The organism is Brevibacterium sp. BDJS002 (genome assembly GCF_028201555.1).
Lineage (GTDB): Bacteria > Actinomycetota > Actinomycetes > Actinomycetales > Brevibacteriaceae > Brevibacterium > Brevibacterium aurantiacum.
Genome location: NZ_CP116392.1, coordinates 548252 through 571900 on the forward strand (window position 1 = coordinate 548252; position 23649 = coordinate 571900).

At 63.0% G+C, this 23649-nt stretch carries 24 protein-coding genes; 8 read left to right on the forward strand and 16 right to left on the reverse strand.

Going from position 1 to position 23649, the window contains the following annotated elements:
• Positions 1-10: 10 nt before the first annotated feature.
• Together PGC08_RS02500 and PGC08_RS02505 are read right to left on the reverse strand one after the other, a co-directional pair.
• Complete coding sequence (locus PGC08_RS02500; RefSeq protein ID WP_442868148.1) at positions 11-811, reverse strand: type IV toxin-antitoxin system AbiEi family antitoxin domain-containing protein; 801 nt, start codon at positions 809-811, stop codon at positions 11-13.
• 93 nt (positions 812-904) lie between these two features.
• The gene (locus PGC08_RS02505) at positions 905-1858 is read right to left on the reverse strand and encodes a LysR family transcriptional regulator (protein ID WP_193084235.1); all 954 of its coding nucleotides are present in this window, start codon (positions 1856-1858) and stop codon (positions 905-907) included.
• Positions 1859-1935: 77 nt separating this feature from the next.
• Between PGC08_RS02505 and PGC08_RS02510 the strand changes: the two genes are divergently transcribed.
• A complete protein-coding gene (locus tag PGC08_RS02510) occupies positions 1936-3693 on the forward strand; it encodes an FAD-dependent oxidoreductase (protein ID WP_271709448.1) in 1758 nt (585 codons plus the stop codon).
• Positions 3694-3735: 42 nt separating this feature from the next.
• Here the strand turns inward: PGC08_RS02510 and PGC08_RS02515 are convergent, their stop codons facing one another.
• Both PGC08_RS02515 and PGC08_RS02520 read right to left on the reverse strand, forming a co-directional pair.
• Positions 3736-4002 carry a hypothetical protein gene (locus PGC08_RS02515; protein ID WP_271709449.1) on the reverse strand — a complete coding sequence of 89 codons (267 nt, stop codon included), beginning with the start codon at positions 4000-4002 and terminating at the stop codon, positions 3736-3738.
• A gap of 211 nt (positions 4003-4213) precedes the next feature.
• On the reverse strand, positions 4214-5140 hold the full coding sequence (locus PGC08_RS02520) for a sigma-70 family RNA polymerase sigma factor (RefSeq protein WP_271709450.1): 927 nt from the start codon (positions 5138-5140) through the stop codon (positions 4214-4216).
• A gap of 115 nt (positions 5141-5255) precedes the next feature.
• Here PGC08_RS02520 and PGC08_RS02525 point away from each other — a divergent pair, with 115 nt between their 5' ends.
• Positions 5256-6575 carry an FAD-binding oxidoreductase gene (locus tag PGC08_RS02525; protein ID WP_271709451.1) on the forward strand — a complete coding sequence of 440 codons (1320 nt, stop codon included), beginning with the start codon at positions 5256-5258 and terminating at the stop codon, positions 6573-6575.
• A 160-nt stretch (positions 6576-6735) separates the two neighbouring features.
• Here PGC08_RS02525 and PGC08_RS02530 read toward each other — a convergent pair whose 3' ends face one another.
• The 6 genes from PGC08_RS02530 to PGC08_RS02555 all read right to left on the reverse strand — a co-directional run bounded on the left by PGC08_RS02530 (position 6736) and on the right by PGC08_RS02555 (position 10393).
• Positions 6736-8235 carry an MFS transporter gene (locus PGC08_RS02530; protein WP_271709452.1) on the reverse strand — a complete coding sequence of 500 codons (1500 nt, stop codon included), beginning with the start codon at positions 8233-8235 and terminating at the stop codon, positions 6736-6738.
• A gap of 228 nt (positions 8236-8463) precedes the next feature.
• The gene (locus PGC08_RS02535; protein ID WP_009884596.1) at positions 8464-9027 is read right to left on the reverse strand and encodes a hypothetical protein; all 564 of its coding nucleotides are present in this window, start codon (positions 9025-9027) and stop codon (positions 8464-8466) included.
• The gene (locus PGC08_RS02540) at positions 9024-9233 is read right to left on the reverse strand and encodes a helix-turn-helix transcriptional regulator (protein WP_271709453.1); all 210 of its coding nucleotides are present in this window, start codon (positions 9231-9233) and stop codon (positions 9024-9026) included. The genes PGC08_RS02535 and PGC08_RS02540 overlap by 4 nt, the downstream gene beginning before the upstream one ends.
• A gap of 121 nt (positions 9234-9354) precedes the next feature.
• Positions 9355-9897, reverse strand: coding sequence for a DUF6036 family nucleotidyltransferase (locus PGC08_RS02545; protein ID WP_271709454.1), 543 nt, complete (start codon positions 9895-9897; stop codon positions 9355-9357).
• A complete protein-coding gene (locus tag PGC08_RS02550) occupies positions 9894-10187 on the reverse strand; it encodes a hypothetical protein (protein ID WP_271709455.1) in 294 nt (97 codons plus the stop codon). The genes PGC08_RS02545 and PGC08_RS02550 overlap by 4 nt, the downstream gene beginning before the upstream one ends.
• Positions 10188-10243: 56 nt before the next feature.
• Positions 10244-10393 carry a helix-turn-helix domain-containing protein gene (locus tag PGC08_RS02555; RefSeq protein ID WP_271709456.1) on the reverse strand — a complete coding sequence of 50 codons (150 nt, stop codon included), beginning with the start codon at positions 10391-10393 and terminating at the stop codon, positions 10244-10246.
• A 119-nt stretch (positions 10394-10512) separates the two neighbouring features.
• Here PGC08_RS02555 and PGC08_RS02560 point away from each other — a divergent pair, with 119 nt between their 5' ends.
• The 3 genes from PGC08_RS02560 to PGC08_RS02570 all read left to right on the forward strand — a co-directional run bounded on the left by PGC08_RS02560 (position 10513) and on the right by PGC08_RS02570 (position 13953).
• Positions 10513-11187, forward strand: a complete 675-nt coding sequence (locus tag PGC08_RS02560; RefSeq protein ID WP_101639057.1) for a GntR family transcriptional regulator — start codon at positions 10513-10515, stop codon at positions 11185-11187.
• Positions 11187-12437, forward strand: coding sequence for an MFS transporter (locus tag PGC08_RS02565; protein ID WP_271709457.1), 1251 nt, complete (start codon positions 11187-11189; stop codon positions 12435-12437). Before PGC08_RS02560 ends, PGC08_RS02565 begins: the two co-directional genes overlap by 1 nt.
• Positions 12438-12609: 172 nt before the next feature.
• Positions 12610-13953, forward strand: coding sequence for a replication-associated recombination protein A (locus PGC08_RS02570; protein WP_271709458.1), 1344 nt, complete (start codon positions 12610-12612; stop codon positions 13951-13953).
• A 266-nt stretch (positions 13954-14219) separates the two neighbouring features.
• On the opposite strand, the gene PGC08_RS02575 is transcribed toward PGC08_RS02570, so the two are convergent.
• Entirely contained in the window at positions 14220-15446 is a 1227-nt protein-coding gene (locus PGC08_RS02575) for an MFS transporter (RefSeq protein WP_271709459.1), read from the reverse strand.
• 245 nt (positions 15447-15691) lie between these two features.
• On the opposite strand from PGC08_RS02575, the gene PGC08_RS02580 reads away from it, so the two are divergent.
• Positions 15692-16738 carry an LCP family protein gene (locus PGC08_RS02580; RefSeq protein ID WP_271709460.1) on the forward strand — a complete coding sequence of 349 codons (1047 nt, stop codon included), beginning with the start codon at positions 15692-15694 and terminating at the stop codon, positions 16736-16738.
• Between the two features lie 114 nt (positions 16739-16852).
• On the opposite strand, the gene PGC08_RS02585 is transcribed toward PGC08_RS02580, so the two are convergent.
• The 3 genes from PGC08_RS02585 to PGC08_RS02595 all read right to left on the reverse strand — a co-directional run bounded on the left by PGC08_RS02585 (position 16853) and on the right by PGC08_RS02595 (position 19555).
• Entirely contained in the window at positions 16853-17311 is a 459-nt protein-coding gene (locus PGC08_RS02585; protein ID WP_271709461.1) for a hypothetical protein, read from the reverse strand.
• A gap of 403 nt (positions 17312-17714) precedes the next feature.
• Positions 17715-18920: an MFS transporter gene (locus PGC08_RS02590; protein ID WP_271709462.1), complete on the reverse strand. Its 1206-nt coding sequence runs from the start codon at positions 18918-18920 to the stop codon at positions 17715-17717.
• Positions 18920-19555 carry an XRE family transcriptional regulator gene (locus tag PGC08_RS02595; protein ID WP_271709463.1) on the reverse strand — a complete coding sequence of 212 codons (636 nt, stop codon included), beginning with the start codon at positions 19553-19555 and terminating at the stop codon, positions 18920-18922. The genes PGC08_RS02590 and PGC08_RS02595 overlap by 1 nt, the downstream gene beginning before the upstream one ends.
• Positions 19556-19651: 96 nt before the next feature.
• Here PGC08_RS02595 and PGC08_RS02600 point away from each other — a divergent pair, with 96 nt between their 5' ends.
• Together PGC08_RS02600 and fdxA are read left to right on the forward strand one after the other, a co-directional pair.
• Entirely contained in the window at positions 19652-20743 is a 1092-nt protein-coding gene (locus PGC08_RS02600) for an aminotransferase (RefSeq protein ID WP_442868149.1), read from the forward strand.
• 161 nt (positions 20744-20904) lie between these two features.
• Positions 20905-21237, forward strand: a complete 333-nt coding sequence (gene fdxA / locus PGC08_RS02605) for a ferredoxin (protein WP_009884581.1) — start codon at positions 20905-20907, stop codon at positions 21235-21237.
• Between the two features lie 28 nt (positions 21238-21265).
• Here fdxA and pgm read toward each other — a convergent pair whose 3' ends face one another.
• Entirely contained in the window at positions 21266-22906 is a 1641-nt protein-coding gene (pgm, locus tag PGC08_RS02610; RefSeq protein ID WP_193081445.1) for a phosphoglucomutase (alpha-D-glucose-1,6-bisphosphate-dependent), read from the reverse strand.
• Between the two features lie 120 nt (positions 22907-23026).
• The gene (locus PGC08_RS19510; protein ID WP_442868150.1) at positions 23027-23644 is read right to left on the reverse strand and encodes an RloB family protein; all 618 of its coding nucleotides are present in this window, start codon (positions 23642-23644) and stop codon (positions 23027-23029) included.
• Positions 23645-23649: the final 5 nt, after the last annotated feature.

The window sequence follows — 23649 nt, forward strand, 5'->3', positions numbered from 1 at the left end:
GTCTCAACCATCAGCGATCCCCTCGTTGGGCACCCTTCGGAATGTCGAGGGGTGCCTGTGCCAGGGGATGGAATTCCTTCAGGGGCGCCTGTTTCGCAATGTCGGCCATCGCTTTTTTGAAGGCTGGTGATGAGGGCGGATTCAGCACTAGGTGGGGCAGTTGCGGGCGGAATGAGTCCATCAGCGGTTTCAGCGGACCAGAGAGCATTGAAGCTACAACGCTGCGTTCGAACTCGACGGAGTCCGACATGAGAAACCGAACGAAGTCTGATCCGTTCTCGTAGCCATTTCGGTGGGCAAGGGGATCGAGGAGTGCACGCAGCCGGTCAAAGTCGACCTTGCCGAATGTAGTGTCTCCGAACGCGTCGGCGACTAGCGAGAGATCTTCGTGAGAGTCAATGAGATCTGCGATCGTTCTCTCTATCGTTGTGCACGGCAGACCCTCAACTATGGTGATGTCGTCGCTGGTGATCGCGCGTCGCCGGAGACGAACGTCTTCCCTCCTCGTTCGCTTTCGCGAAGTCGACACGAATTCAATCTTGTCGGGAATGAGCTGTCCGATGCCCCACAGTTCTGCGGCAGACCGATGAGTGACTGTGAATCCTGCTGGATCGTCCTCCATGCGTTCGAACGCGAAGCGATGGGGGTCAAGTGACAGCCAGGCCGCTTTAAGTGCTGAATTTTTCCCGAACGCACCCTCGGCGGTGGCGTACACACCATGAGCGAGGCGCTCAATCACACCCTGATCGGCGAGACGACTGAGCGCCAGTCTGGACACGCCCCGACGCAGGGCCTGCTGTGTTGTCAGCATGCCACCTTGCTCGGACGCGAGATCCAGCGCTACAGTTACCATCTTGGACATACACCAATTGTATCTCATATAGATACTTTCGGTGCATATGCCTCACCCCACCAGCCGCACATGCGCAGCCAGACCGGCATCCTCTTCGGCCAGTACCCTCGCGGTCGAGAGGATCGTTGTCTCCATCGCCGAGGCGGCCCTGGTCGGCCGTACGTCCGCTCGGGTGGCGAGGCTGACCGTGCGTGACAGGCTCGGCTCCAGCAGCTGTGCCGAGGTCAGCCGGGGGCGGTCGACGAGGACCATGGCCGGGACGATCGCGACCCCGAGTCCGCGTTCGACGAAGCGCAGCACTGCGTCCATCTCGGCTCCCTCGACGACGATGTTCGGCGCTAACCCGGCCGCGTCGAAAGCCGCCGAGGTGGCTTCGCGCAGATCGTATCCGTGATGGAACAGCACCTGGGGGAGTGCGGCAACGTCCGCCAGAGTCACCGTGTCACCGGGCAGAAACTCAGCACCGCCACGAGGTGACTCTGCCGCGGCGATGACCACCAGGTCCTCGCTGAGTACCCCCTGCATCCGCAACCTCGGCATCTGCGCACTCGGGCTCAGCGTCCGGGTGATGAGTGCCAGGTCCAGCTCGCCGGCACCCAGCGCCTCGATGAGTTCCCGCGAGCCCTTCTCAACGAGCTCGAGCTCGACTCCGGGGTGCTCGTGGTGGAAACCGCTGATGGCCTCGGCGACCAAACTGACGCACAGCGTCGGGGTCGCACCCAGACGGATGCGACCCTTGCGCAGTCCCGCGAGCTCATCCATGTCACGACGGACCGCCTCGGCGTCGGCGAGCATTCGTCGGGCACTCGGAAGCAGCGTCTCGCCCGCGGCGGTGAGACTGATGTGTCCATGGGCGCGATGGAAGAGCTCGGAGCCGAGCTCCTTCTCCAGCGTCGAAATCTGCCGACTCAACGACGGTTGTGCCAAGTGAAGCGTGGCGGCGGCCTTCGTGAAGTGACCGGTGTTGGCGACCTCGACGAAGCTCGCGAGCTGTTCCAAATTCATACCCATAGCGTATCGCTATCGAGTTAAGCGAAACAATACATTGGACGCATGAAGTGGCCGAGCCTAGCGTGGAATGCATGAACATCACACAGGGAAATGCCCGCACCAAAGAACACACGATCTCCACCTCGGTGCTGGTCATCGGCACCGGCGGATCCGGCCTGCGTGCCGCGATCGAGGTTGCCGAATCCGGCACCGACGTCCTCGCCGTCGGCAAACGACCCAAGGACGACGCCCACACCTCGCTGGCGGCCGGCGGCATCAACGCGGCCCTGGCCACCATGGACCCCGACGACACCTGGCAGCAGCACGCGGCCGACACGATCAAGGAATCCTATGACCTCGCCAACCCCCGCACCGTCGAAATCGTCACCCAGGGAGCCGAACAGGGAATCGCTGACCTGGAGCGATACGGAATGGACTTCGCGAAGGAGGACGACGGTCGGATCTCGCAGCGCTTCTTCGGCGCCCACACCTGGCGTCGCACCGCTTTCGCCGGCGATTACACGGGACTTGAAATCCAGCGCACCCTCATTCATCGTGCCGAGGCCCTGAACGTCCCCATCCTCGACCGCGTCTACATCACCAAACTCCTCGTCGCCGATGGCCGCGTCTTCGGTGCCTTCGGCTTCGACATCGTCGACGGTTCCCGGTACCGCATCCATGCCGACGCGGTCATCCTCGCCGCCGGCGGGCACAACCGGATCTGGCGCCGCACCTCGTCTCGCCGCGACGAGAACACCGGCGACTCCTTCCGTCTGGCCGTCGAAGCCGGAGCTCGCCTGCGCGACGCCGAACTCGTCCAGTTCCACCCCTCGGGCATCATCGAACCCGAGAATGCCGCCGGAACCCTGGTCTCCGAGGCTGCCCGCGGTGAGGGCGGCATCCTGCGCAACGGACTGGGGGAGCGGTTCATGGAACGCTACGACCCCGAACGCATGGAACTCTCCACCCGCGACCGCGTGGCCCTGGCCGCCTACACCGAGATCGCAGAGGGCCGCGGCACCGAAAACGGCGGTGTCTGGCTCGACGTCTCTCACCTGCCGCGCGAGACCATCATGAACCGCCTGCCGCGCGTGTTCCAGACGATGATGGAGACGCAGATGCTCGACATCACCCAGTCGCCGATCGAGATCGCCCCGACCGCGCACTACTCGATGGGCGGGGTGTGGGTCGACCCGGTCGAGCACAGCACCGACGTCGAGGGACTGTGGGCCATCGGCGAGGCCTCGTCGGGGCTGCATGGGGCCAACCGCCTCGGCGGCAACTCCCTCATTGAACTCCTCGTCTTCGGCCGCATCGTCGGTCAGTCCGCCATCGCGTACTCGTCTGACCTGGGTGCGCAGGTGCGGTCGCAGTCTGCCATCGCCGAGGCGCGGGCTGAGATCGATGATCTCCTGTCCTCCGAAGGGACGGAGAACGTCCGCGCCCTGCAGCGCGAGATCCGCAACCTCATGACCGAGCACGCCGGCGTCGTCCGTGACGAGGCCGGGCTGCTGGCAGGACTCGAAAAGCTTGCGTCGATCGAGGCGCGCATGAGCGAGGTGGGCATCCACCCCGACATCGCCGGCTACTCCGACCTCTCGCATGCCTTCGATCTCAAGTCTTCGGCACTGGCGGCCCGGGCGACGCTGGAATGCGCACTTGAGCGCAGGGAGACCCGCGGCTGCCACAACCGCAGCGATTACCCCGAGCAGGATGAGAAGCTGCAGGTCAACCTCGTCTGGTCACCTTCGACCGGGGTTGTGAAGGAGAGCATCCCGGCAGTCGATCCCGAGGTCGCCGAGCTCATGCGCCACGAGGAGATCAGCCAGGTCGGCAAGCTCGTGGAGTGAAGCGGCATTCCTTGGTCCGCGAGTTCACCGCCAGAATCATTATTAGGCGGTGAGCTCGCGCTTCCAGTCTCCGACCAGGCTGATCAGGGTGAAGCCGGTGAGAAAGGCTGGGAAGGTGGCGAGGAGTCCGAGCCCGACGATCTCGATGCTGGTGTCGGCGGTGTCTTTGATGAAGAGAGCTGCGGTCACTGCCAGTGCAGTGGCTCCCCAGGCGGTGCCCACGACCGCGCCCGGAACTCGAGGCAAAGCCTTCGACAGCATTCCGGTGATGAAGCTAAGGGTGATGGCGCTCCAGATAACTGATTCCACGTTGATCACATCACCGAATACCCAATTCGTGGGTGCCCGGGAAACTCCTCCGCTAGTGTGCTCGGCTTTGAGCGCAGGAATAGCGCCGAGGACTACAGTAACCGACAAGGTTCATTGAGTAAAGAATGTGTCGCTTTATGTATTTCCGGCGTTGTCGGTATTTCCGGGTTAGTCCCTCGTGCATGCGCGCCTTGAGTCGTTAGTGATGCGTCTAGACCACAATGTCGAGTGCAGCCAGGATGTCCGCATCGGCGAGCACCTCGACTGAGGAGACTCTGTCATGCGAGAAACGGAAGAGGTAGATCGCCTGTGGACTGCCGTCGGTGACATATGCGGCGGCGGGACGACCATCGATGTGGACCAGTCTGGTCGCCTGCGCGCGTCCGTTGAAGACTCGGGCCACGGCATCGGGGCCAGCGACTCCACTATCGAGGAGCGGGGCACCGAACTCCGCTCCCGCTCCGGCCAACCCCACAGCTGCTGGATCGCTGCGCAGTTCGATTTCGGGATCAAGCAGTTGGAGCAGGCTGCCGAAGTCTCCGTTCCGGGCGGCGGCGAGAAAGGCCGTGATCGCAGTTTCTTGCCTGTGGTGAACGCCAGCGACATCGACACGGCGCAGACGGGCACGTGCCCGCGAGGCGAGCTGACGAGCCGTAGCAGGACTGCGGTCGACGATGGGTGCAATGTCGTCGAAGCCCAGCGCGAAGAAGTCGTGCAGGACCAGCGCCAGACGCTCCAAGGGACCCAAGGTCTCAAGGACGATGTTCAAGGCGGCCGCCAGATCGTCCTTGAGCAGGGCGCTGTCTTCCGGTTGATCCGCCGGGGCATCCTCTTTCGAAGCCGCCTCACCCAAAGCATCGTCGCCCGACGAGACCCAGCGCAGGTCTTCGCGTCGCGCGGCGTCACGGCGGATGAGGTCGATGCACACCCGGGAGGTCACCGTCGTCAACCACGCCTCGAGGTTGTCGATGCCCGCGATGTCTGTGCGCTGCAATCGAATCCACGTCTCCTGCACCACGTCATCGGCGGCCCACGGGGATCCCATGGTGCGGTAGGCGATGGCGAACAGCTTGGGTCGATGCAAGGAGAACTGCTCGGCCACCTCGGCGAGGGACTGGGGCGTCGAATTCGATGTCAAGGCCATCCTGCCGGTGGTGACTCGTCACGTTTTCGTCATGGGAAACGACTCATGGGTAGGTTCGGCAGACGTCGGACTAATCAACATCCGTACCAACACCAGCCAAGGAGCAATTGTGACTCTTCTGCCGACATCCATTCTTGACGAGCTGCGAACAACTGTCCAGGGGCGCGTTTGGTTCCCCGGCGACGCAGATTTCGACGAGGTCCATCGACCATGGAATCGTGCCATAGGCCAAGACGTCCTCGCCGTGGTCGAAGCGGCCGACGTCGCCGACATCAGCAACCTCGTGCGCTTCGCCCGGGCCCAGGGCATATCGATCGCGACCCAACCCTCCGGTCATGGGGCGACCGGGCGTGCAGGCGGGGCGATCCTCTTACGCACAACCCAGCTCAACTCGATCAACATCGACCTTGGCCGGCGTACGGCCACGATCGGATCCGGCACGAAGGCCGGGGCGCTGCAGAGGGCCGCGGCCGATCACGGGCTGACGGGGCTGCCCGGCAGCTCACCGGTGGTGACGGTGGCCGGTGTCGCCCTCGGCGGTGGCCTGAGCTGGTTCGGTCGCTCCTTCGGATGGGTGGGTGACAACATCCGCGCCTTCGACATCGTCGACGCCGAAGGCCGGGCCCGACGGGTCTCGGCGGATGCGGACCCTGAGCTCTTCTGGGCGCTGCGCGGGGCGGGAAGTGAGCTCGTCATCGTCACTGGTCTTGAGGTCCAGTTGCACGAGGCTCCGGAGGTGTTCGGAGGGCGCCAACTCTGGCCGGCCGTCCATGCCAGAGAGGTCGCCGAGGTGTTCCGGTCGATGACAGCGAGCGCGCCGGACAATCTGAACCTGTGGCTGGAGCTCCTCAGCTTCCCCGGCGCCGACCCGATGGTCGCGATCGACTCCACCTACCTCGGGGCCGAAGCCGAGGCCCGCAGTCTGATGGCTGCGACCGACGAGTTGCCGACGCCGCTCTCCGACACTCGCGCACCGATGAGCGTCGCAGATCTGGGAACTATCACCGCCGAACCGACCGACCCCGTTCCCGGCAGCTCCCGCGCAGAGCTGCTCACCGCACTCGACGACTCAGCCCTCGACGCCCTGCTCGAGTCGCCCATCGATCCGCTGCTGTCGGTCCAGGTCAGGCACCTCGGCGGGGCGCTCGCGCGAGCAACCGACAATCCACACGGGCCACTGAGCGAACCATTCAGCGTCTACATGTTCGGGCTGCCCATCACCGAGGAGGCCGCTGAGTCCATTACAAAGAAGCAGGCAGATCTGGCGCGGGCCCTGCCGACGACCGGACGCAAACCCGTGACGTTCCTCAACCCGAGCGAGAGCCTCGCGGATGCGCTGCCCGAAGAGTCGTTGCTGCGGCTGCGTCGGTTGAAAGAGGAACGCGACCCTGGCGGTATCTTCCGGGGCAACTACGCCACCTTGGGCTGAGGGCTCTCTTCTGGTGCGATCGGCGTAACTTCGCGTCAGTGTCACAACCCGGAGTGCCAAAACCTCCCGTTGCAACGAGGTGTTTTGGCACTCCGGGTGCGGGTTGCCGGAACGCTGCGGATGCTGAACCGGCCGATAGCTATCAGCGAGGCGTGGAAGGTCAGACCGACTGCGTCGTCGCAGCCGGAGCAGCCGACGACTCCGACGTACCCGCACCCGCATCCGCCGCAGCCGCCGCCGACGCACCCGAACCCCCGCCGCGCACCGACCGGTACGCCACAATCGCCAGCACAATGCCGATCGCCGAGGTGAGCACTACGAGCCCGACGGACCCGTGGAACCCGGTGAGCAGCGCATCGAGATCGTCGGCGCCAGCATCGATGCGAGCACCGCTGAGCGCGCCGTAGAGTCCTGCGGCCAGCGAGGTGCCCACGCAGCCGGCGATCTGGAAGCTCGTCGAGACCACGGTGACGCCGTGCGGGCTGGTCTCACGGTCGAGATGAGACAGGGCGAAGGTCTGTGCCGGTCCGATGACGAACGCGGTGGCCAGCACGGCCGGGATGTAGAGGATGCCGAACAGCAGGATCGACGTGCCGCCGGCGGCCACACCGACCAGGGTGACGAAGACGGCCATGACGAGGAAGCCCAACGGGATCGACCACTTGCCGCCATGGCGATCGAAGAGGCGGCCGGCCACGGGGCCGAGGATCACGGTCAGCAGGATTCCCGGTGCCAGCGTAATCGAGGCGCCCATGGGTTCCATGCCGCGTGCACCCTGGAGGAAGAGCGGGATGACGACATTCATGGCGAAGACGAAGAGCAGGCCGAGCATCGTCATGATCACGCCGAGCACGAAGGGCTTGCTGGAGAAGGGGCGCAGGTCGAGCAGCGGGTGTTCGATGCGGCGCTGACGGACGATGAAGAGCCACAGGGCAATGAGTCCGACGACGAAGGCACCACCAGCGATCAGGGCAGAACCGCCGAAGGCCGCGGTGACGCCGTAGAGGATGCCGACGAGGGCGAGGGCCACGAGCAGGAACGATGGAATGTCGAGGACGGGGCGGCCCAGCTCGGCGACGGTGCGCAGGAAGATGGCGCCGGCGATGAGCACGACGACGCAGAGGCCGCCGAAGACCCACATCAGGGTCGTCCACGGGGCGATGGTGAGCAGTGCGCCGGAGAGCACGATGGCCAGCGAGGGCCCGAGCGTGGTCATGGCGGCCATGATGCCCATGTTCATGCCGAGCTTCTCCCGCGGCGAGACAGCCAGAGTGATGTTCATGCCGATGGGCGTGAGGAGGCCGGTGCCGATGGCCTGGAGCAGGCGGCCGATGAGAAGGACGCTGAAGGTCGGGGCGAGTGCGCCGATGACGGAGCCGATGACCATGATCGCGACGACGCTGATGAACAGCGTGCGCGTGGGAAAGCGGTGGTAGAGGACGTTCGCGACGGGGACGAAGACTGCGGCGACGAGCAGGTATCCGGTCGTCAGCCACTGGACGCTGCTCACGTTGATGCCGAAGTCGGACATGATCGGCGTGAACGCGACGTTGAGGAACGTCTCATTGAAGGTGGCGAGGAACGCGGCGGCTGCGGCGACTGCGATCATCCAGCCTGCGCGTCCTGTGGATCGCGGGCGGGTTTGGACAGATGAGGTCATCAGTTCTCCTGACATGTCGGCGGGTGTTGTTGCTCGACCGTGCCGTGTCAGAAGTGCCCAGAAGGGTCTTCGCGTGTCGTGTCATCGAAGCGCATGATGGCCAAATGGCCAGACATCAATGTAGCAGTTCTCAGAAGTTTTCATAAGCGAGAGAAAATCCCAGGACCCAACGGGAGCCGCCGAGGTGGTCGTGCACCTCGGCGGCTCCCGTTGGGTTGTCGTAGTCGCTCAGTCCTCGTCTTCGATCTCGTCGATTCGGACGGCCTCGAGCTGAGCCTGCCTGATCTTGCGTCGACGGGAGATCGTCATGATGACGATGGTAATGAGGCCGCCGACGGCTGCTCCGATGATGATCGACGTGCTGCTCGAGCTGACGAGCATCGTGCCCAGGCCGACATCGATGAGCGGATGTCCGGTGGTCTGGTGGAAGACGATGGCGATGAGCCAAAGGATGACAATTATTGCGGAGACGAGCTGGGAGAGGATGAGGCGCTTGGGAGCGACCCGTGCTGCGGCGGATGTGAAGTCGATTCCCTCGCGCTTGCAGTAGCTCGATACTGCGATGCTGATGACCGCTGAGCCGAGGACGATGGGCACCGTCCACAGTCCGGCTCCGATCACGGCGAAGAGCAGTCCGAGAGTGAAGAACACGTAGACCGAGACAATCGACCCGAATGTGTATGCCCGCAAGATGACATCGCGTTCGCGCTCATCTCCGATGGATGGGTCGTTGAGTCCGGCAAACCTGTCGGCCAGCTCGTTGGTCTTGCGGTTCTTGTTCGCGCTGTTCATGATTCCTCCTGAAGCGAGAAGATCTCTTCGACTGTCGTGGCCAGGGCCTGAGCGATCCGCAGGGCAAGGTACACGCTGGGTGCATAGTCGCCGCGTTCGGTCGCGATGATGGTCTGGCGGGATACGCCCGTGAGCTGGGCCAGCTGAGCCTGTGTGAGTCCGGCTGATTTGCGGACCTGCTTGAGGCTCGAGGTCTGAACTTCCACTTCGCCTCCCGACGTTCATTACGCAATGTCAATGATGCTTTACATAAAAAGTAAAACATCTTTGACATTGCTATGTCAAGAGTCTTTGACATTTGAACATCGCAGCCGGTGCCGCAGGTGACTAAACGGAATAGCTCGAGAGGAGGCTGCTGATCCTCTTCTTTACGTTGGAATGCTTGTCGCTCAGTAGTGCACATCTCTGCTGCAGCACGCTGACATCCAGAAGTTGTTCTTTTATCAGTGCATCGACGAATCCACGGTCCTTCTCTCGCGCAGCTCCGAGCTTGGCTATCGCTAGATCGTGCGGTTCAAGGAAGTGCGGATCGGCAGGTTCGGAGGATCGGAGTGGCCAACTGACCAGGCGGTCGCGCCAGCCTTTGGGTAGATAGGTCGCAGTCGTAACGTGAACGCCTTCGGCATAAATGCCGTACATCTGGTGAAACGACGACATTTCGCCGATTGCCCCTTCGACGTGGTCTGCCTTTGCCCGGTCTGGGTCGTTTAGGAAGGCGATATCGGCTTCCATGGACGCGGTAGCAAGTGCAGGCAGGTCATCTTCATCGAAGGTGCCCAGGATTGACTGGGATCCGATGACCAGGACGTCCTGGTCGCCAGTGATGCGGCAGGCGGCTCGGAGAATGTGCGCGAGCTCTTGGCGATTCATGCGGCGTCGTGTTCTTGGTTCCAGTGTTCACGAAATGAATGCAGAACCATTTGGCGTTCCCCGTCCGAAAGCACGCCTGCGAATGGGCTGTTCTGCCGCAGCTCCTTCGAGGTGTCGTCAGTCCCAGTAAGTACCCCGGCGACATTGTCGACGCCGCTGTCGATGACTCGCTCCCATTGCTCCAAGTACTGAGTCGTCATGCCGTCGGTGCGGTGTTTCGTCTTCCAGTCCTCAATGTTCGTCAGTGCTGCCTTCAGGACCTTTTGCGGGTCAAGCATGAGGTGCGCCAAAAGTGCGCGGTGCAGCCAGAGCGATTTTTCCTGCTCGCGCGTGAGGGGCGGTTTGATCAGGCCCGGGCCGAGGAATCGAGAATTCGGCGATGAGTGCCGACTTTTACGAAGCTGAGTTCATTGCGGTTGCACAGATCGACGACGTGCTGACGCGAGACGCCAAGTCTCTTCGCCGTCTCGCCTGTTGTCAACCAGTAGTCGTTCATGGCTTCAATTCTACGCTAAACACCAAAAACGCAACAGGCCTCAAAGTCTCCTGTCCTCGTCTGTGCGTCATTCGGTAACTGATGCATCTATCAATGTATGCATCTGTTAGCGTGGAGATATGAACGATCTGCTGACGCTCCCGTGGGAAAGCACCGACGACTCCTCTCCGATCGCCGCTCGGATGGCTGCCTGGGCCGCACGTGAAGTCATCGAACAGCGCTACGAGCCGGGCGCTCTGCTTACAGAGGCCGACCTCGCCGAGGCGCAGAAGGCCAGCCGAACCCCGGCGCGCGAGGCGATGCTCCAACTCGAGCGCTGGAGACTGGTGCGCCTCGTGCCGAAGAAGGGCGCGATCGTCACCACGGTGACCCGCCAGGAGCGCCGCGACCTACTTGCGGTGCGCGCTATGTTCGAGACCGACGCCGTCCAAGCACTGACTCTCGACAGCGACTTCGCTCCGCTGGCCGCAGACCTGCGCACGCTCCTCGACCGACAGCAGAAGGCACTGACAGACAGCCATCCACTCGACTTCGCCAGTGCCGACTACGCCTTCCACGCCCGCATCATCCGCAGCGGCGGCAACACCATCGTCGACGAAATGCTGACCACGATGGGCCCGCGCCTGGCCCGCCTGACCTACCAGGCCGTCATCGACAACCCGAACCCACTCGACCTGCTCTTCGACGAGCACGCCGAACTCACCGACTTGGCCGAACGCGGCGACGCCAAGGGCTTCGGCAAGGTCGTGCGCGAGCACATCAAGTCCTCGCACTTCCCCGAAACCAGGAACTGATGAAGTCCAATCCCGCACTGAGCGCTCATACACCGACAGTCGCAGACCAAGACTCTCACCCTCGCCGAGGTAGTGCTTGGCTTCGCGTCGTCCCCGCGATGTTCCTGCTCGCCTGGGGTGGCAACCACTTCACGCCTCTGGTCCACATGTACGAAGAGGACGGCGGCTACGCCATCTGGCAGGCCAACCTTCTGCTAGGCATGTACGTCGGGGGACTGATACCGGGACTCCTGGTCGCCTCGGCGCTCTCCGATCGACGCGGACGCAAACCGATCCTCGTCGCCGGAACCCTCGCCGCGATCATCGGCAGCGTTCTACTGGGCATCGGTTTCGACCTCTTCTGGCTGCTGTGCGTGGGCCGCGTGCTCGCCGGAGTCGGCGTAGGTGTCGCGATGTCGGTGGGTACGAGCTGGATCAAGGAACTCTCCTTCCCGCCGTTTGACCACAAGGCCGGAATCACCGCCGGCGCTCGCCGCCCGGCACTGACGCTGACCGTGGGATTCGCCATGGGTGCTGCCGTCACCGGTTGCCTGGCGCAATGGGGGCCTTTGCCCGAGATGATTCCCTACGCGGTTCACGCTGTGCTGAGCATCGCGGCGCTGATCATCGTCTGCACTGCGCCGGAGACTCTGACGAGGGAACATCGGTCGGTTCAGCACTGGTGGCGGGGCCTGCGGATTCCGCTCGTCGGCCACCGCACCTTCATCCGTCTCATCATTCCCGCCGCCCCGTGGGTCTTCGCCGCCGCAGGTGTCGCCTATGCGGTTATGCCCGCACTGGTCCAGAACGCGCTGGGGGAGTGGACAACCATGTACGCAACCGTGCTCACCGTCGTCACCCTGGGGGCCGGAGCGCTGGTGCAGAACCTCGTCCCACGCATCAACAAGTGGACGGGCGGACGTGCGCTGGTCGTCGGGCTCACGCTCATGACGATCGGCATGGGGTTGGCCGTCGTCGCAGCCTTGGTCGCCGACCCGATCGTCGCCTTCGTCGTCGCCATCGTGCTCGGCATCGCCTACGGAATCTGCGTCGTGGCCGGACTTGTCATCGTCCAGGCCATCGCCGAGCCGAAGGACCTCGCGGGGATCACCGGCGTCTACTACTCGCTGGCCTACTCCGGCTTCCTGCTGCCCACAGTGCTCGCGGCCCTGCTGCCGGTCATGCCCTACTCCGTGTCGCTGGGCGCGGTCGCACTCGTCTGCCTGCTCAGCCTCGGCTGCGTGTCCCTGGCATCAAAGAGCCGTGCCTGAAGTCCGTGCTTCGGCTTCGCCTACATCTAGCGCTAAAACGCCCCGTTGCAATGGGGCGTTCTAGAGCTCGTGGTGGTGGGTGTGCCTTTGCCTGGGAACAACTGCCGCCCAAGATCCGTTCACACGAGCAGAGCCACCGTCGCACCTAGGCTATGAAGATGGAGGTGACATCGTGAGCCAAGAACCACCGTCATTGTTTGAGCCTGACGACGTGGGCCGTCCGCTGGCCGATCGTCTGCGCCCGGAGTCCCTGGAAACTGTCATCGGGCAGGATCATCTTCTTGGCGATGACGCACCGATTGGTCGGATGGTCGCCGAGAGCAGGCTGGTTTCGATGGTGCTGTGGGGGCCGCCGGGTTGTGGGAAGACAACCATTGCGAGATTGCTGGCCGAACGCACCAACCTCGTCTTCGAGTCGGTCTCAGCCACTTTCTCCGGTGTCGCTGAACTCCGGAAAGTCTTCCAATCGGCAGCCAAACGGCGTGAGATCGGTCAGGGCACGATGCTGTTCGTCGATGAGATCCATCGCTTCAACCGTGCCCAGCAGGACTCCTTTCTCCCCTATGTAGAAGACGGCACGATCGTGCTCGTCGGCGCGACCACGGAAAACCCCAGCTTCGAGCTCAACTCCGCATTGCTGTCCCGCTGTCAGGTATTCGTCCTCAAACGCCTCGACGAGGAAGCGCTGACCACGCTCATCGCACGGGCAGAGGAGGCCATCGCCAAAGAACTGCCTCTTGATGCACAGGCACGACATGCCCTGGTGGCGATGGCGGACGGCGATGGCCGCTACCTACTCAACCTCATCGAACAGCTCCAAACCATCAGCGGGAGACTCGACACTTCGGGCCTGGTCGAACTGGTTCAGCAGCGAGCACCCATCTATGACAAGGCCCAAGAGGGGCATTACAACCTCATTTCCGCTCTGCACAAATCAATGCGCGGGTCTGACCCTGATGCTTCGTTGTATTGGTTGGCACGAATGCTCGAGGGCGGAGAGGACCCCCTCTACATCGCCCGACGGCTGGTCAGATTCGCCAACGAAGACATCGCGATTGCCGACCCGCAAGCCGTCCAACAAGCGCTGGCGGCATGGGATGTGTTCGAGCGGCTCGGCTCCCCAGAAGGTGAACTCGCGATCGCCCAGGCCGTCGTCTACCTTGCAACCGCACCGAAGTCTATCGCCGTCTACCGTGGGTTCAACGCGGCAAAGAAGCTCGCGAAGAAAACGGGCTCTCTCATGCCTCCGGCGAATATTCTCAACGCTCCGACGAAGCTGATGAAGAGCCTCGGCTACGGGGAAGACTATGAGTACGATCCGGACAGGCCAGGAGGCTTCTCCGGTGCGAACTACTTCCCCGAGGGTATGAATCCGCAGAAGGTATATCGGCCCACCGCCAACGGGTACGAACACATCATTGGCCAGCGAGTGGCCAAATGGGATCGGATGCGTGCAGATATCCGCGGACAAGAAGAACGCGTCGACACCGAGTGGCCCGACGACGGCGACAAGTGAACGAAACACAGGCTCGCTGTCGAAAACCTGCTGCCGACTTCTACCGTCAGTGCTAACTCATACCGTTGCAGCAGGGTGATTTAGAGCTGAGGGTGGTGGGTGCAGGCCGTTCGCAAGGAGCTCGAGACGCAAGCCCACTTCGCCTACATTTAGCGTTAAGTCATACCGTTGCGACGGGGTGTTTTAGCGTTCCGGGTGCCGAATGACGCTCAGGGTGCGAAGCGACGCTAAGTGTGCTGCGCGAGCCATCAGCCCCAGCACCCCACTCAACCCCGCAGCGCGTCCTTCCGCAGCCGGGCCTCATGGCTCGACCGCGAGGGGTTGAGGCGCTTCAGCAGGGAGAGTGCCAGCACGGCACCGACGATGGCGCAGCCGGCGGGCAGCAGCATCGCGGTCTTCGCATCCGCGGAGTCTATGATGTTGCCGGCGATGGCCGAGCCGAAGGCGACTCCGAAGGCCAGTGAGGTGCCCAGCCAGGCAAAGGCTTCGGTCAGGCGCCGGGGCGGGGCCAGCTGCTCGACCACGGAGTTCGCGCCGATGAGGCTCGGGGCGATGGTCGAGCCGACGAGGAAGAGCAGTACGCCGAAGGACCACATGTTCTGTGCCAGCAGCATGAGGCTCACGGTCACGGCCAGGAGTGATACGGCGACGCCGAAGCGGTGATGGCTCGGCGTGGTCCAGGTCTTGGCGCCGTAGAGTGCACCGCACAGCAGTGACCCGAGGGCCAGGGCGCTGAGCAGCAGTCCGGCCAGGGACTTCACGCCCTGCTCCTCGGCGAAGGCCACGGCGATGACGTCGATCGCGCCGAAGTTCACGCCGAGGAAGATGTTGACGATGATGATCGCGAAGATGCCGGGGTTGGACACGACGTGTCCCTTGGCCTCGGTGCTGCGCTCGATCGGCGGGGGCTCGGTCGATTTCTGGATGTAGAGCAGCGTGGAACCGACCGCAGCGGAGACCATTGAGAGGATGATGCCAGCAGGTGGCCACACGGCGGTGGCGAGCACGGTGGCCACGACCGGTCCGGAGACGAAGAGCAGCTCATCGGCCACCGACTCCCAGGAGAAGGCGGTCTGCAGCTGGTTCGGGCTTTTGACGGTGTGTGACCAGCGCGAACGGATCAGCGATCCGACGGATCCCACTGTGGCTCCGCCGATACCGGCGAAGATGAGCAGCAGGACGATTGGCCATTCCTCGTAGACGCTGACGATGAGGAGGGCCAGGGCGATGAGGTGGACGATGACGATGGGCACCATCACCCGGGCTTGGCCCAGGCGGTCGACCATGCGAGCAATCCCGGGACCCGCCAGCGCCTGCACGACCATGAAGACAGCGGCGACGATGCCAGCCATTCCGTAGGAGCCGCTCACGCCTTGGATGAAGAGAACGATTCCCAGGCTCAGAACGGCGATCGGCATCCGCGCAACAAGACCGGCCAAAGAGAACTTGAGAGCACCGGGAAGAGACAGAATTTCCCGATAGTTGTTGAACACCAGGAAAGTCTACCCAGCGCACGCAGCGTCCACCATACGGATACGGCGTTATTACCGGTGAGTCGAGTCACCTCGGTGAGGGCAGGCGAGTGCCGAACGGCAGCTCCAGACACGACTCCGCCGCGTATCCGCCGCGCACCCCGACCGAGGTGTCAGGGGGAATGTAACAAAAGCTATATAATTGCCGTTATTGCAACCTTCTCCCCGCCGGCGTTCCCGCCGCATTGACTGAACCCGGAGTGCCGATGTCAGACCACAGCAGTGTCGATGATCTGTTCGACAGCCAGGAAGAGCGACCTCAGCGACCCCGCCGCAAGAAGAAGGTGTGGCGCAAGATCCTTGTCGCTCTGCTGGTGATCGTCATCCTCGGCGTGCTCGGTGTCGGCCTCTACCTGTGGAACGTGGGGCGGACCTTCGACAACAACGCGAACAAGCTCACCGACGAGCAGATCTTCGGCACGGAGCGTCCCGATGACCAAAAGGAAGACGGCGGCACGAACATCCTGCTCCTGGGTTCTGATGAGCCGATGGACCAGGTCGACGTCAACGACTCTCGCGGACTGCGCTCGGACACGATCATGGTCATGCACATCCCCGAGTCCGGTTCCAACGTCCAGGTCATGTCGATCCCGCGTGACAGCTGGGTCGATATCGAGGGCCACGGCAAGGCGAAGATCAACTCGGCGCTGTCGACCGGTGGTCTGCCGCTGGCCGTGTCCACGGTCTCGGACTTCATCGGCACCGAACTCGACCACGTCGCGATCATCGACTTCGAAGGCTTCAAGGCCCTGACCGACAGCCTCGGCGGAGTGATGGTGAACTCGGAGCAGGCGTTTGAGAAGAACGGCTACACCTTCGAAAAGGGAGAGAACGTCCTCGACGGCGACGAGGCGCTGACCTTCGTGCGAGAACGCAAGTCTTTCCAGGACGGTGACTTCCAGCGCGCCCGTAACCAGCAGGCCTTCATCCGGGGACTGACCAACGAGATCATCTCCGCCGACACCCTGTCGAACCCGAAGAAGATTCAGGACATGGTCAAGAACTTCTCTCCGTACATGTACGTCGACTCCGGTCTCGACGCCCAGTACATCTCCGCCACGGCCTTCGCCATGCGCGACGTCCGCCCCGGCGACATTGAGTTCTTCACCTCCCCAACCGCGGGAGTCGGCACCTCGAGCGACGGTCAGTCGATCGTCAATGTCGACGAAGAGGAACTGAAGAAGGTCCAGGACGCGTACAAGAACGACACCCTCGATGAGTACGTCCAGAACGCTCCGGAGTCGCACCTGTAAAAGTCAGACCCGATACCTCGCCGAGGTGGCCCCGCCCACCCGTGCACGTGAAGAACCCCGCCCCCTGAGTTCTCAGGGGCGGGGTTCTTCGCACCCGTATCGGGTGATGTCGCCTCAGTTGCCGAACTGGACCTTGTGGACTCCGTGGGGTGCGCCCCATTCTCCGCCGTTCGACACCTCTTCGTTGGCGACACCGACGGACATCGTCTCGCCGGTGACGGTGTTCTCATAGGTCGAATAGATGGTCCCTGCGGCTCCGTCGCCGCCGGTCCTGACCCAGTGGGTCGCATCCTCGTTGCCGTGCTCGTTCAGAGCCTCGACGACCTGCGGTGAGGCAAAGGCTTCGACCCGCTCCGAGTTGTCTGCACCCCAGGCTCTGACGAGCTCATCGGCGTAGATGCCGGTGTCGGTGGGATAGTGAACCGATTGCGGTGCGGCGTCGGCGGCTGAGCTCGTACCCTCTGCGGGCGCGGGTGCCGCCAGTGCGGGGCCACTGGCCAGGCCGATTCCTGCGAGGCCGGCGACGGCTGCGATTCCCAGAGCTGCTGCGCGATTGCGAATGGTGGTCTTCATAGTGTTGATCCTTCTTCTTCGAGGGGTGTCTTCTGTCAGAGATGCCACCGGACGGGTGGCACATCAGCGACGCGGTCCAGTATTGCCGCCGCGCTTGAAGTCAGTACCACAGCGGCTGGGAGGACGCTCGGAGTGAGTAACAGCTTGGAGACGAGTTGTCTGCAGGCATGAGGCGGTGACTGGCACATACCGGGGCAAGGACATTCAAGCGGCAACATCTATTGCCTGATAGCGGGGTGCGACACGGCCCTCGGCGGAGTCGACCCGACCGTGACGAACGGTTGTTGCGAAGCACCGTTTGCTACGTTTTCGACAGAACAGTGAAACCCGATCGTGACCGGACCTCGCCGAGGTTGCCCGCCGTCCCCGTCGACCGCGCAGACCTGCACGTGGTCCCCGCCGGTTACCCCAAAGGCACTTCCCGTCGGTTTCGCTGTCCTCGCGTGAAGTAGACCGCAGCCAGCACTGTCGCGATGACAAGCAGACCGAGAGCTCCGATGAGAGCTGCCGTCAGCCCGAGTAAGGCGAGAAGTCCGCTGGTGGCCATGATGCCCAGGGCATTCGTCGTCCGCAGCAGTGCGAACATCTCCGCTCGACGTTCCTCCGGTGCAAGGCTGTCGAGTGCGAGCAGATAGAAGGTGTCGAGCATCGGCAGGAACCATCCGACGATGAGGGCACCGGCAAGTGTCAGCGCAATATGCCCATCGATGAGGAGCAGGGAGAAGGCGAGCGTGGTGATGGCGAAGAAGGTTGTGACCTTCCACCGCCCGGGCATGCGGTTGCGGATGCTCACCCAGACTCCGCCGAGGACCGAGCCGATGCACATCGCCAGGGCAAACAGGAAGGCCCAGGCCGGGCTGAGCCCGAACGACAGTGCGAAGGACACCGCTCCCACCTCGATTCCCGCAATGGAGGCTCCGGTCGCGCCGGAGGCGAACAGCCAGATCCAGACCGCACCCGGCACCGGAGCTCGACGTCCCGAACCCGACACAGCCGCAGGCGTCGACCGGGCCTCGGGGGTGGCGGGGATGAGCAGCATCGGCCCCGCGCCGAGGGCGGTGACAACAGCCATCGCCGCGACGGGTGACCAGGCGCCGAGTAGGGATGCCAGCACTGGTGAGGTGGCGAAGGCGACCTCGTTGAGGGTGGCAGCGATTCCCAAGGCGCGTGGCATTCCCGAGGGCTCAACGAGGTGGTTGAGCAGTGTTCGCATGTAACCGTAGGCCGCACCATTGACCAGACCGGCCACGACGACGGCGACGACGAGGTAGCCGAACGGTGCCGAGGCAGCGGCCAGGATCGTCACCGCGAGCAGCCCGAGCGTCCGGAAGGCGATGAGTGTGCGCAGGTAGCCGACGCTGCCGAACCGGCGCCCCAGACGAGAGATGGGCACCGAGCCGAGGATCTGTGCCGCCGTCATCGCAAAGACCAGGCCAGCACCGGACGCGGCGGACCCGGTCAGCGGCAGTGCGAGGAGCGCGAAGGCAATGGGTGCCGCCGCCTGCGGAACACCGAACGTCCCGTACCCGATCTGCCAGCGCAGCACGTTGATGCGTGAACGCGACGAACCGCCCTCGCCTTGCGATGCATCAGCCTCAGGTCGTGTCATCAGGCACCGATGACCACGCGGATGAAGTCGACCGAGGCCTCCTGACCTGCTGTGTAGGAGTAGCCCTGGTCGGTGGAGATTCGTGTCGACATTCCCGCGGACAGCCTCAGGGATTCGTCGTTGAGTTCGAGCACGAGTTCCCCGGACAGAACGTGGAGGATCTCCTCGGTGCCGGCACGGTCGGCTTCGGCCTGATACCGCACACTTGGCCCAAGATGCCACCGCCACAGCTCGGTGCCGGGAACGGAAGATGCGCCGAGGATATAGGCGGTGCTGTCGTGCGGACCCTCCCAGGCCAGGGTGTGATCGTTGCTGGAATCTGAATGTTCGGTGCTGCCGAGGGTCGCAGACCGCCCCGGTTCTGATGGCGAGGGCGTCGAGCTGCCGGGTCCCGACGCAGCAGCATCGCTCAGGGCCAGATCGGCGAAGCTCACATCGAGGGCATGGGCGATGCGGTCGATGGTGGCCAGACTCGGGTTCGCCTGGCCCAGCTCGATCTGAGTGAGCATACGTCGGCTCAGCGCAGCCTCGTCGGCCAGCCCTTGAATGGTCCACCCCCGCGCCTTGCGAAGGCTGCGGACCCGGTGTCCGACGCGATCGAGGAAGGTCTGGATGCGCGGGCTCTTCATTGACATGATGAGCACTATACTGCACTCTGAGTCTGAGCACTATATTTCCCGAGCGAAGGAAGCCAGTTGGTACAGATCGAAGCGTTCGCTGTGGAGCAGTGGATGAATACCTACGAAGATTCGTGCCGCTTCAACTTGGCCGAGACCTGCGTGCGATCGTTGACCCTGAACGAACTCGTCGACCTCACCGGGGACCGGTCGGCCTTCTGGGAGGCGCTTGGCCAGACGCAGCTGACGTACGGGCCCATCATCGGCAGCCCCCGACTGCGAGAGCTCGTGGCCGAACTCTACGAACACAAGAGCGCCGACGATGTGATGATCACACATGGCGCGATCGGCGCTAATTCTCTGGTCTACTCCGCCCTAGTTGAACGCGGCGACCATGTCGTCACTGTGGTCCCCACATATCAGCAGCATTACTCGATCCCGGAGAGCATGGGCGCCGAGGTGGACCTCGTCCACCTGCGAGCAGACGATGGCTGGCTGCCGCGCCTTGCTGACATCGCTGCCGCAGTGACGTCGGAGACGAAGCTGATTGCGCTGAACAATCCGAATAACCCCACAGGTGCGCTGATTCCCCGCGACCGTATGGAGGCCATCGTCGACATTGCCCGTGAGGTCGGGGCCTGGGTGGTCTGCGACGAGGTCTACCGCGGAGTCGATCAGGACGGCGACGGGTTCTCTGCGTCAATCGTCGACCTCTACGAGAGGGGCATCTCCACAGGAAGCATGTCGAAACCCTATGCGCTGGCAGGTCTGCGGTTGGGATGGATCGTCGGACCTCGCGACTTCCTGGAATCTGTTGGGACCCACCGCGACTACACCACGATCAGCGTCGGCCGCATCGACGACGCGCTCGCCGTCGTGGCCCTGGAGAACCGAGACACAATCCTCGCCCGGTCGCGAGCGATCACCCGGGAGAACCTGGCCGTCCTCGACGACTGGGTCGCCTCACGGGAGGACGTCAGCTATGTGAAGCCGCAGTCTGGCACCACATCACTCATTCGTTACACTGCGGACATCGACTCCTACGACTTCTGCCGTCGGCTCCTCGACGAACACGGAGTCATGTTCACTCCCGGCGATGCTTTCGACATCTCACGCACTTTCCGCGTCGGCTTCGCCGACGACACGGAGACGTTGAGGTCTGGGCTGGCGCTGACCGGAGACTTCCTCGACGGTCTCGGGAAATAAGCAGGGCATCATCATTGCCTCGCCGAGGTGGTTCTTCGTTCTCGTCGGACGTGATCCGGGCCATATGAAGACTGGGGTCGAGGCCCTAGAGTGGGCTCTGAGATTCATCCCATTCGTCACTTGGAGGAAGTGGACGATCCGAGCAGAGAGCGGAGGCCCGCATGACCTACGTGATCGCGCAGCCGTGCATCGATGTCAAGGACAAGTCGTGTGTCGACGAATGTCCTGTCGATTGCATCTACGAAGGTGAACGCAGTCTCTACATCCATCCCGACGAATGCATCGACTGCGGTGCCTGCGAACCGGTCTGCCCCGTCGAGGCGATCTTCTATGAAGACGATGTCCCGGAGGAGTGGGCGGACTACTACACCTATAACGTGGACTTCTTCGACGAGCTCGGTTCGCCGGGAGGCGCTGCAGCCCTGGGCAACACCGGCCGGGACCACCCAGCCATCGCCGCCCTGCCGCCTCAGAATCAGGACGTCGAGCTGTAACCAGCTGGTGGCTGGGAGCCGCTTCGGGCTACTCCAGCACCCCATCCACCAATGTCCGAGCGTCGTGCTGGACGGCCCGCAGATGGTCCTCATCGCGCAGTGACTCGGCGTAGATCTTGTACACGTCCTCCGTGCCGGAGGGTCGCACCGCGAACCAGGAGTTCTCGGTCGTGACCTTGAGCCCGCCGATGGGGGCATTGTTTCCCGGCGCCGAGGTGAGTGTTGAGGTCACCGATTCACCGCCGACGGTCGTCGCCTTCACCTGGGAGGCGTCGAGTGCCCCCAGCTTCGCCTTCTGCGCGCGGGTGGCCGGGGCGTCCTGGCGGGCGTAGGCGCTGGTGCCGAAGTTCGCAGCCAGTCCCGCATAGCGCTGGGACGGAGTCTGTCCGGTCTTCGCGGTCATCTCAGCGGCTAGCAGAGCCATGATGATGCCGTCCTTGTCAGTCGACCAGACTTTGCCGTTGCGGCGCAGGAACGATGCGCCTGCGGATTCCTCACCGCCGAAGGCCAGTGTCGAATCGAGGAGTCCGGGGACGAACCATTTGAACCCGACGGGAACCTCGAACAGTCGCCGATCGTGGGCGGCGACGATTCGGTCGACGATCGAGGAGGTGACCAGGGTCTTGCCGATGCCGGCGCTGGAGGACCATTCGGGTCGGTTGTCGAGCAGGTAGTCGATGGCAGTCGCCAGGTAGTGGTTGGGGTTCATCAGCCCGGCGTCGGGGGTGACGATGCCATGGCGGTCGGCATCGGCGTCATTGCCCGTGGCGATGTCGAAGTCGTTGCGGGAGGCGATGAGCCCGGCCATGGCGTAGGGCGAGGAGCAGTCCATGCGGATGTTCTCGTCCCAGTCCAGGGTCATGAATGACCAGGTGGGGTCGATCTCAGGGTGGACGACGGTGAGATTGAGGTCGAAGTCCTCGGCGATGGCGGCCCAGTAGTCGACGCTGGCTCCGCCCAAGGGGTCGGCGCCGATGTGGATGTCGGAGCTGCGGATGACGTCGAGGTCGATGACCGACTCGAGGTCCTCGGTGTAGTTGGAGATGAAGTCGAAGTTCTCGGTGTTCTCCAGGTGGAAGGCCCGTTGGAACCCGGTGCGTGGAATCTTCTCCCAACCGGCCTCAAGGTAGGAGTTCGCACGCTCGGCGATCCACGTCGTCGTCTCTGAGCCGGCCGGGCCGCCGTGCGGCGGGTTGTACTTGATGCCGCCGTCGGAGGGCGGGTTGTGGCTGGGGGTCACGATGATGCCGTCGGCCTGAGCATCTGTTGCGGTCTTGCCCGCGTTGAAACCCAGAATCGCGTGGGAGAGCACAGGAGTAGGGGTGAAGCCGTCACGCTCATCGATGAGCGCCGGCACCTCCGCTGCGGCGAGGACCTCGAGAACAGTGAGGAACGCTGGTTCGCTCAACGCATGGGTGTCACGGCCCAAGAAGATGGGCCCATGGATGCCCTGCTTCTTGCGGAAGTCGACGATGGCGGCGGTGATCGCTGCGATATGGGCTTCGTTGAACGCACGGTTGAAGCTTGACCCGCGGTGTCCCGAGGTCCCGAAGCTCACAGCCTGCGCGGGCACGGAGGAGTCGGGGACGAGATCGTAATACGAATCAAGCAGTGCGGAGATATCGACGAGATCCCTGTCCTGGGCCAGCTGGCCGGCGCGAGTAGTCATAGAACTACTGTGCCAAACTCCAACCGCCTCGCACAGTTGTGTCCACGGGGTTCTTGCATCGTGGACTGTGAGGGTCCGCAAGAGCAAGTAAATGGAGTGGAGCACTCCTAGTCGCTTGCGCTATTTACCTTGATCATTCGACCGCGGGATTATTAGCCCGAGTGATTGTATGAGGTGAGGCATACCCGTGGATGGCGAATTTCCTTGTTGGTTGAGTCTTGGTTGATCCTCATCAGCAATATGGCATCGTGAACAGGCCTCACTGATTCGATCCCACGGGAAGTCGTCGGGCAATTCCTTCTTGCTCTTATGCCGTCGGGTGACTAGAGCGAGGTCTTGCTGGGCGGCTTCCTGGTTGGGGTAGCGGCCCACTTGCTTGTAGTGAGCAATAAGCCAGACTTCGAAACACGGTACAGAGACAATTCCTCGAACCTGCGTGGACTTCGTTGACATTGACTCGCAGCGTCTGAGGAAGTCGCGCCGGTCAACACCGTCGTGATCGACAACTACCCAAACTTCGTCAAAGTTGGAGACGTCACCCTGCGGGCTGTCCAACTTATGCAGCACTCCAATGGGATCCCTCCCAGAGACCGGCCTGGTATCTACGTGTAGGGATTTGTCTCGGTTGGCGAGTCTCTTCAATTCGTCCAGGTAGCGTTTTTCGGTGATGCGGCCATTCGTGACAAGCAGAACGGTCTTCTTCGGCTTCCGTCCTCGCGAGGGCTTTCTTCGAACCACGGCGA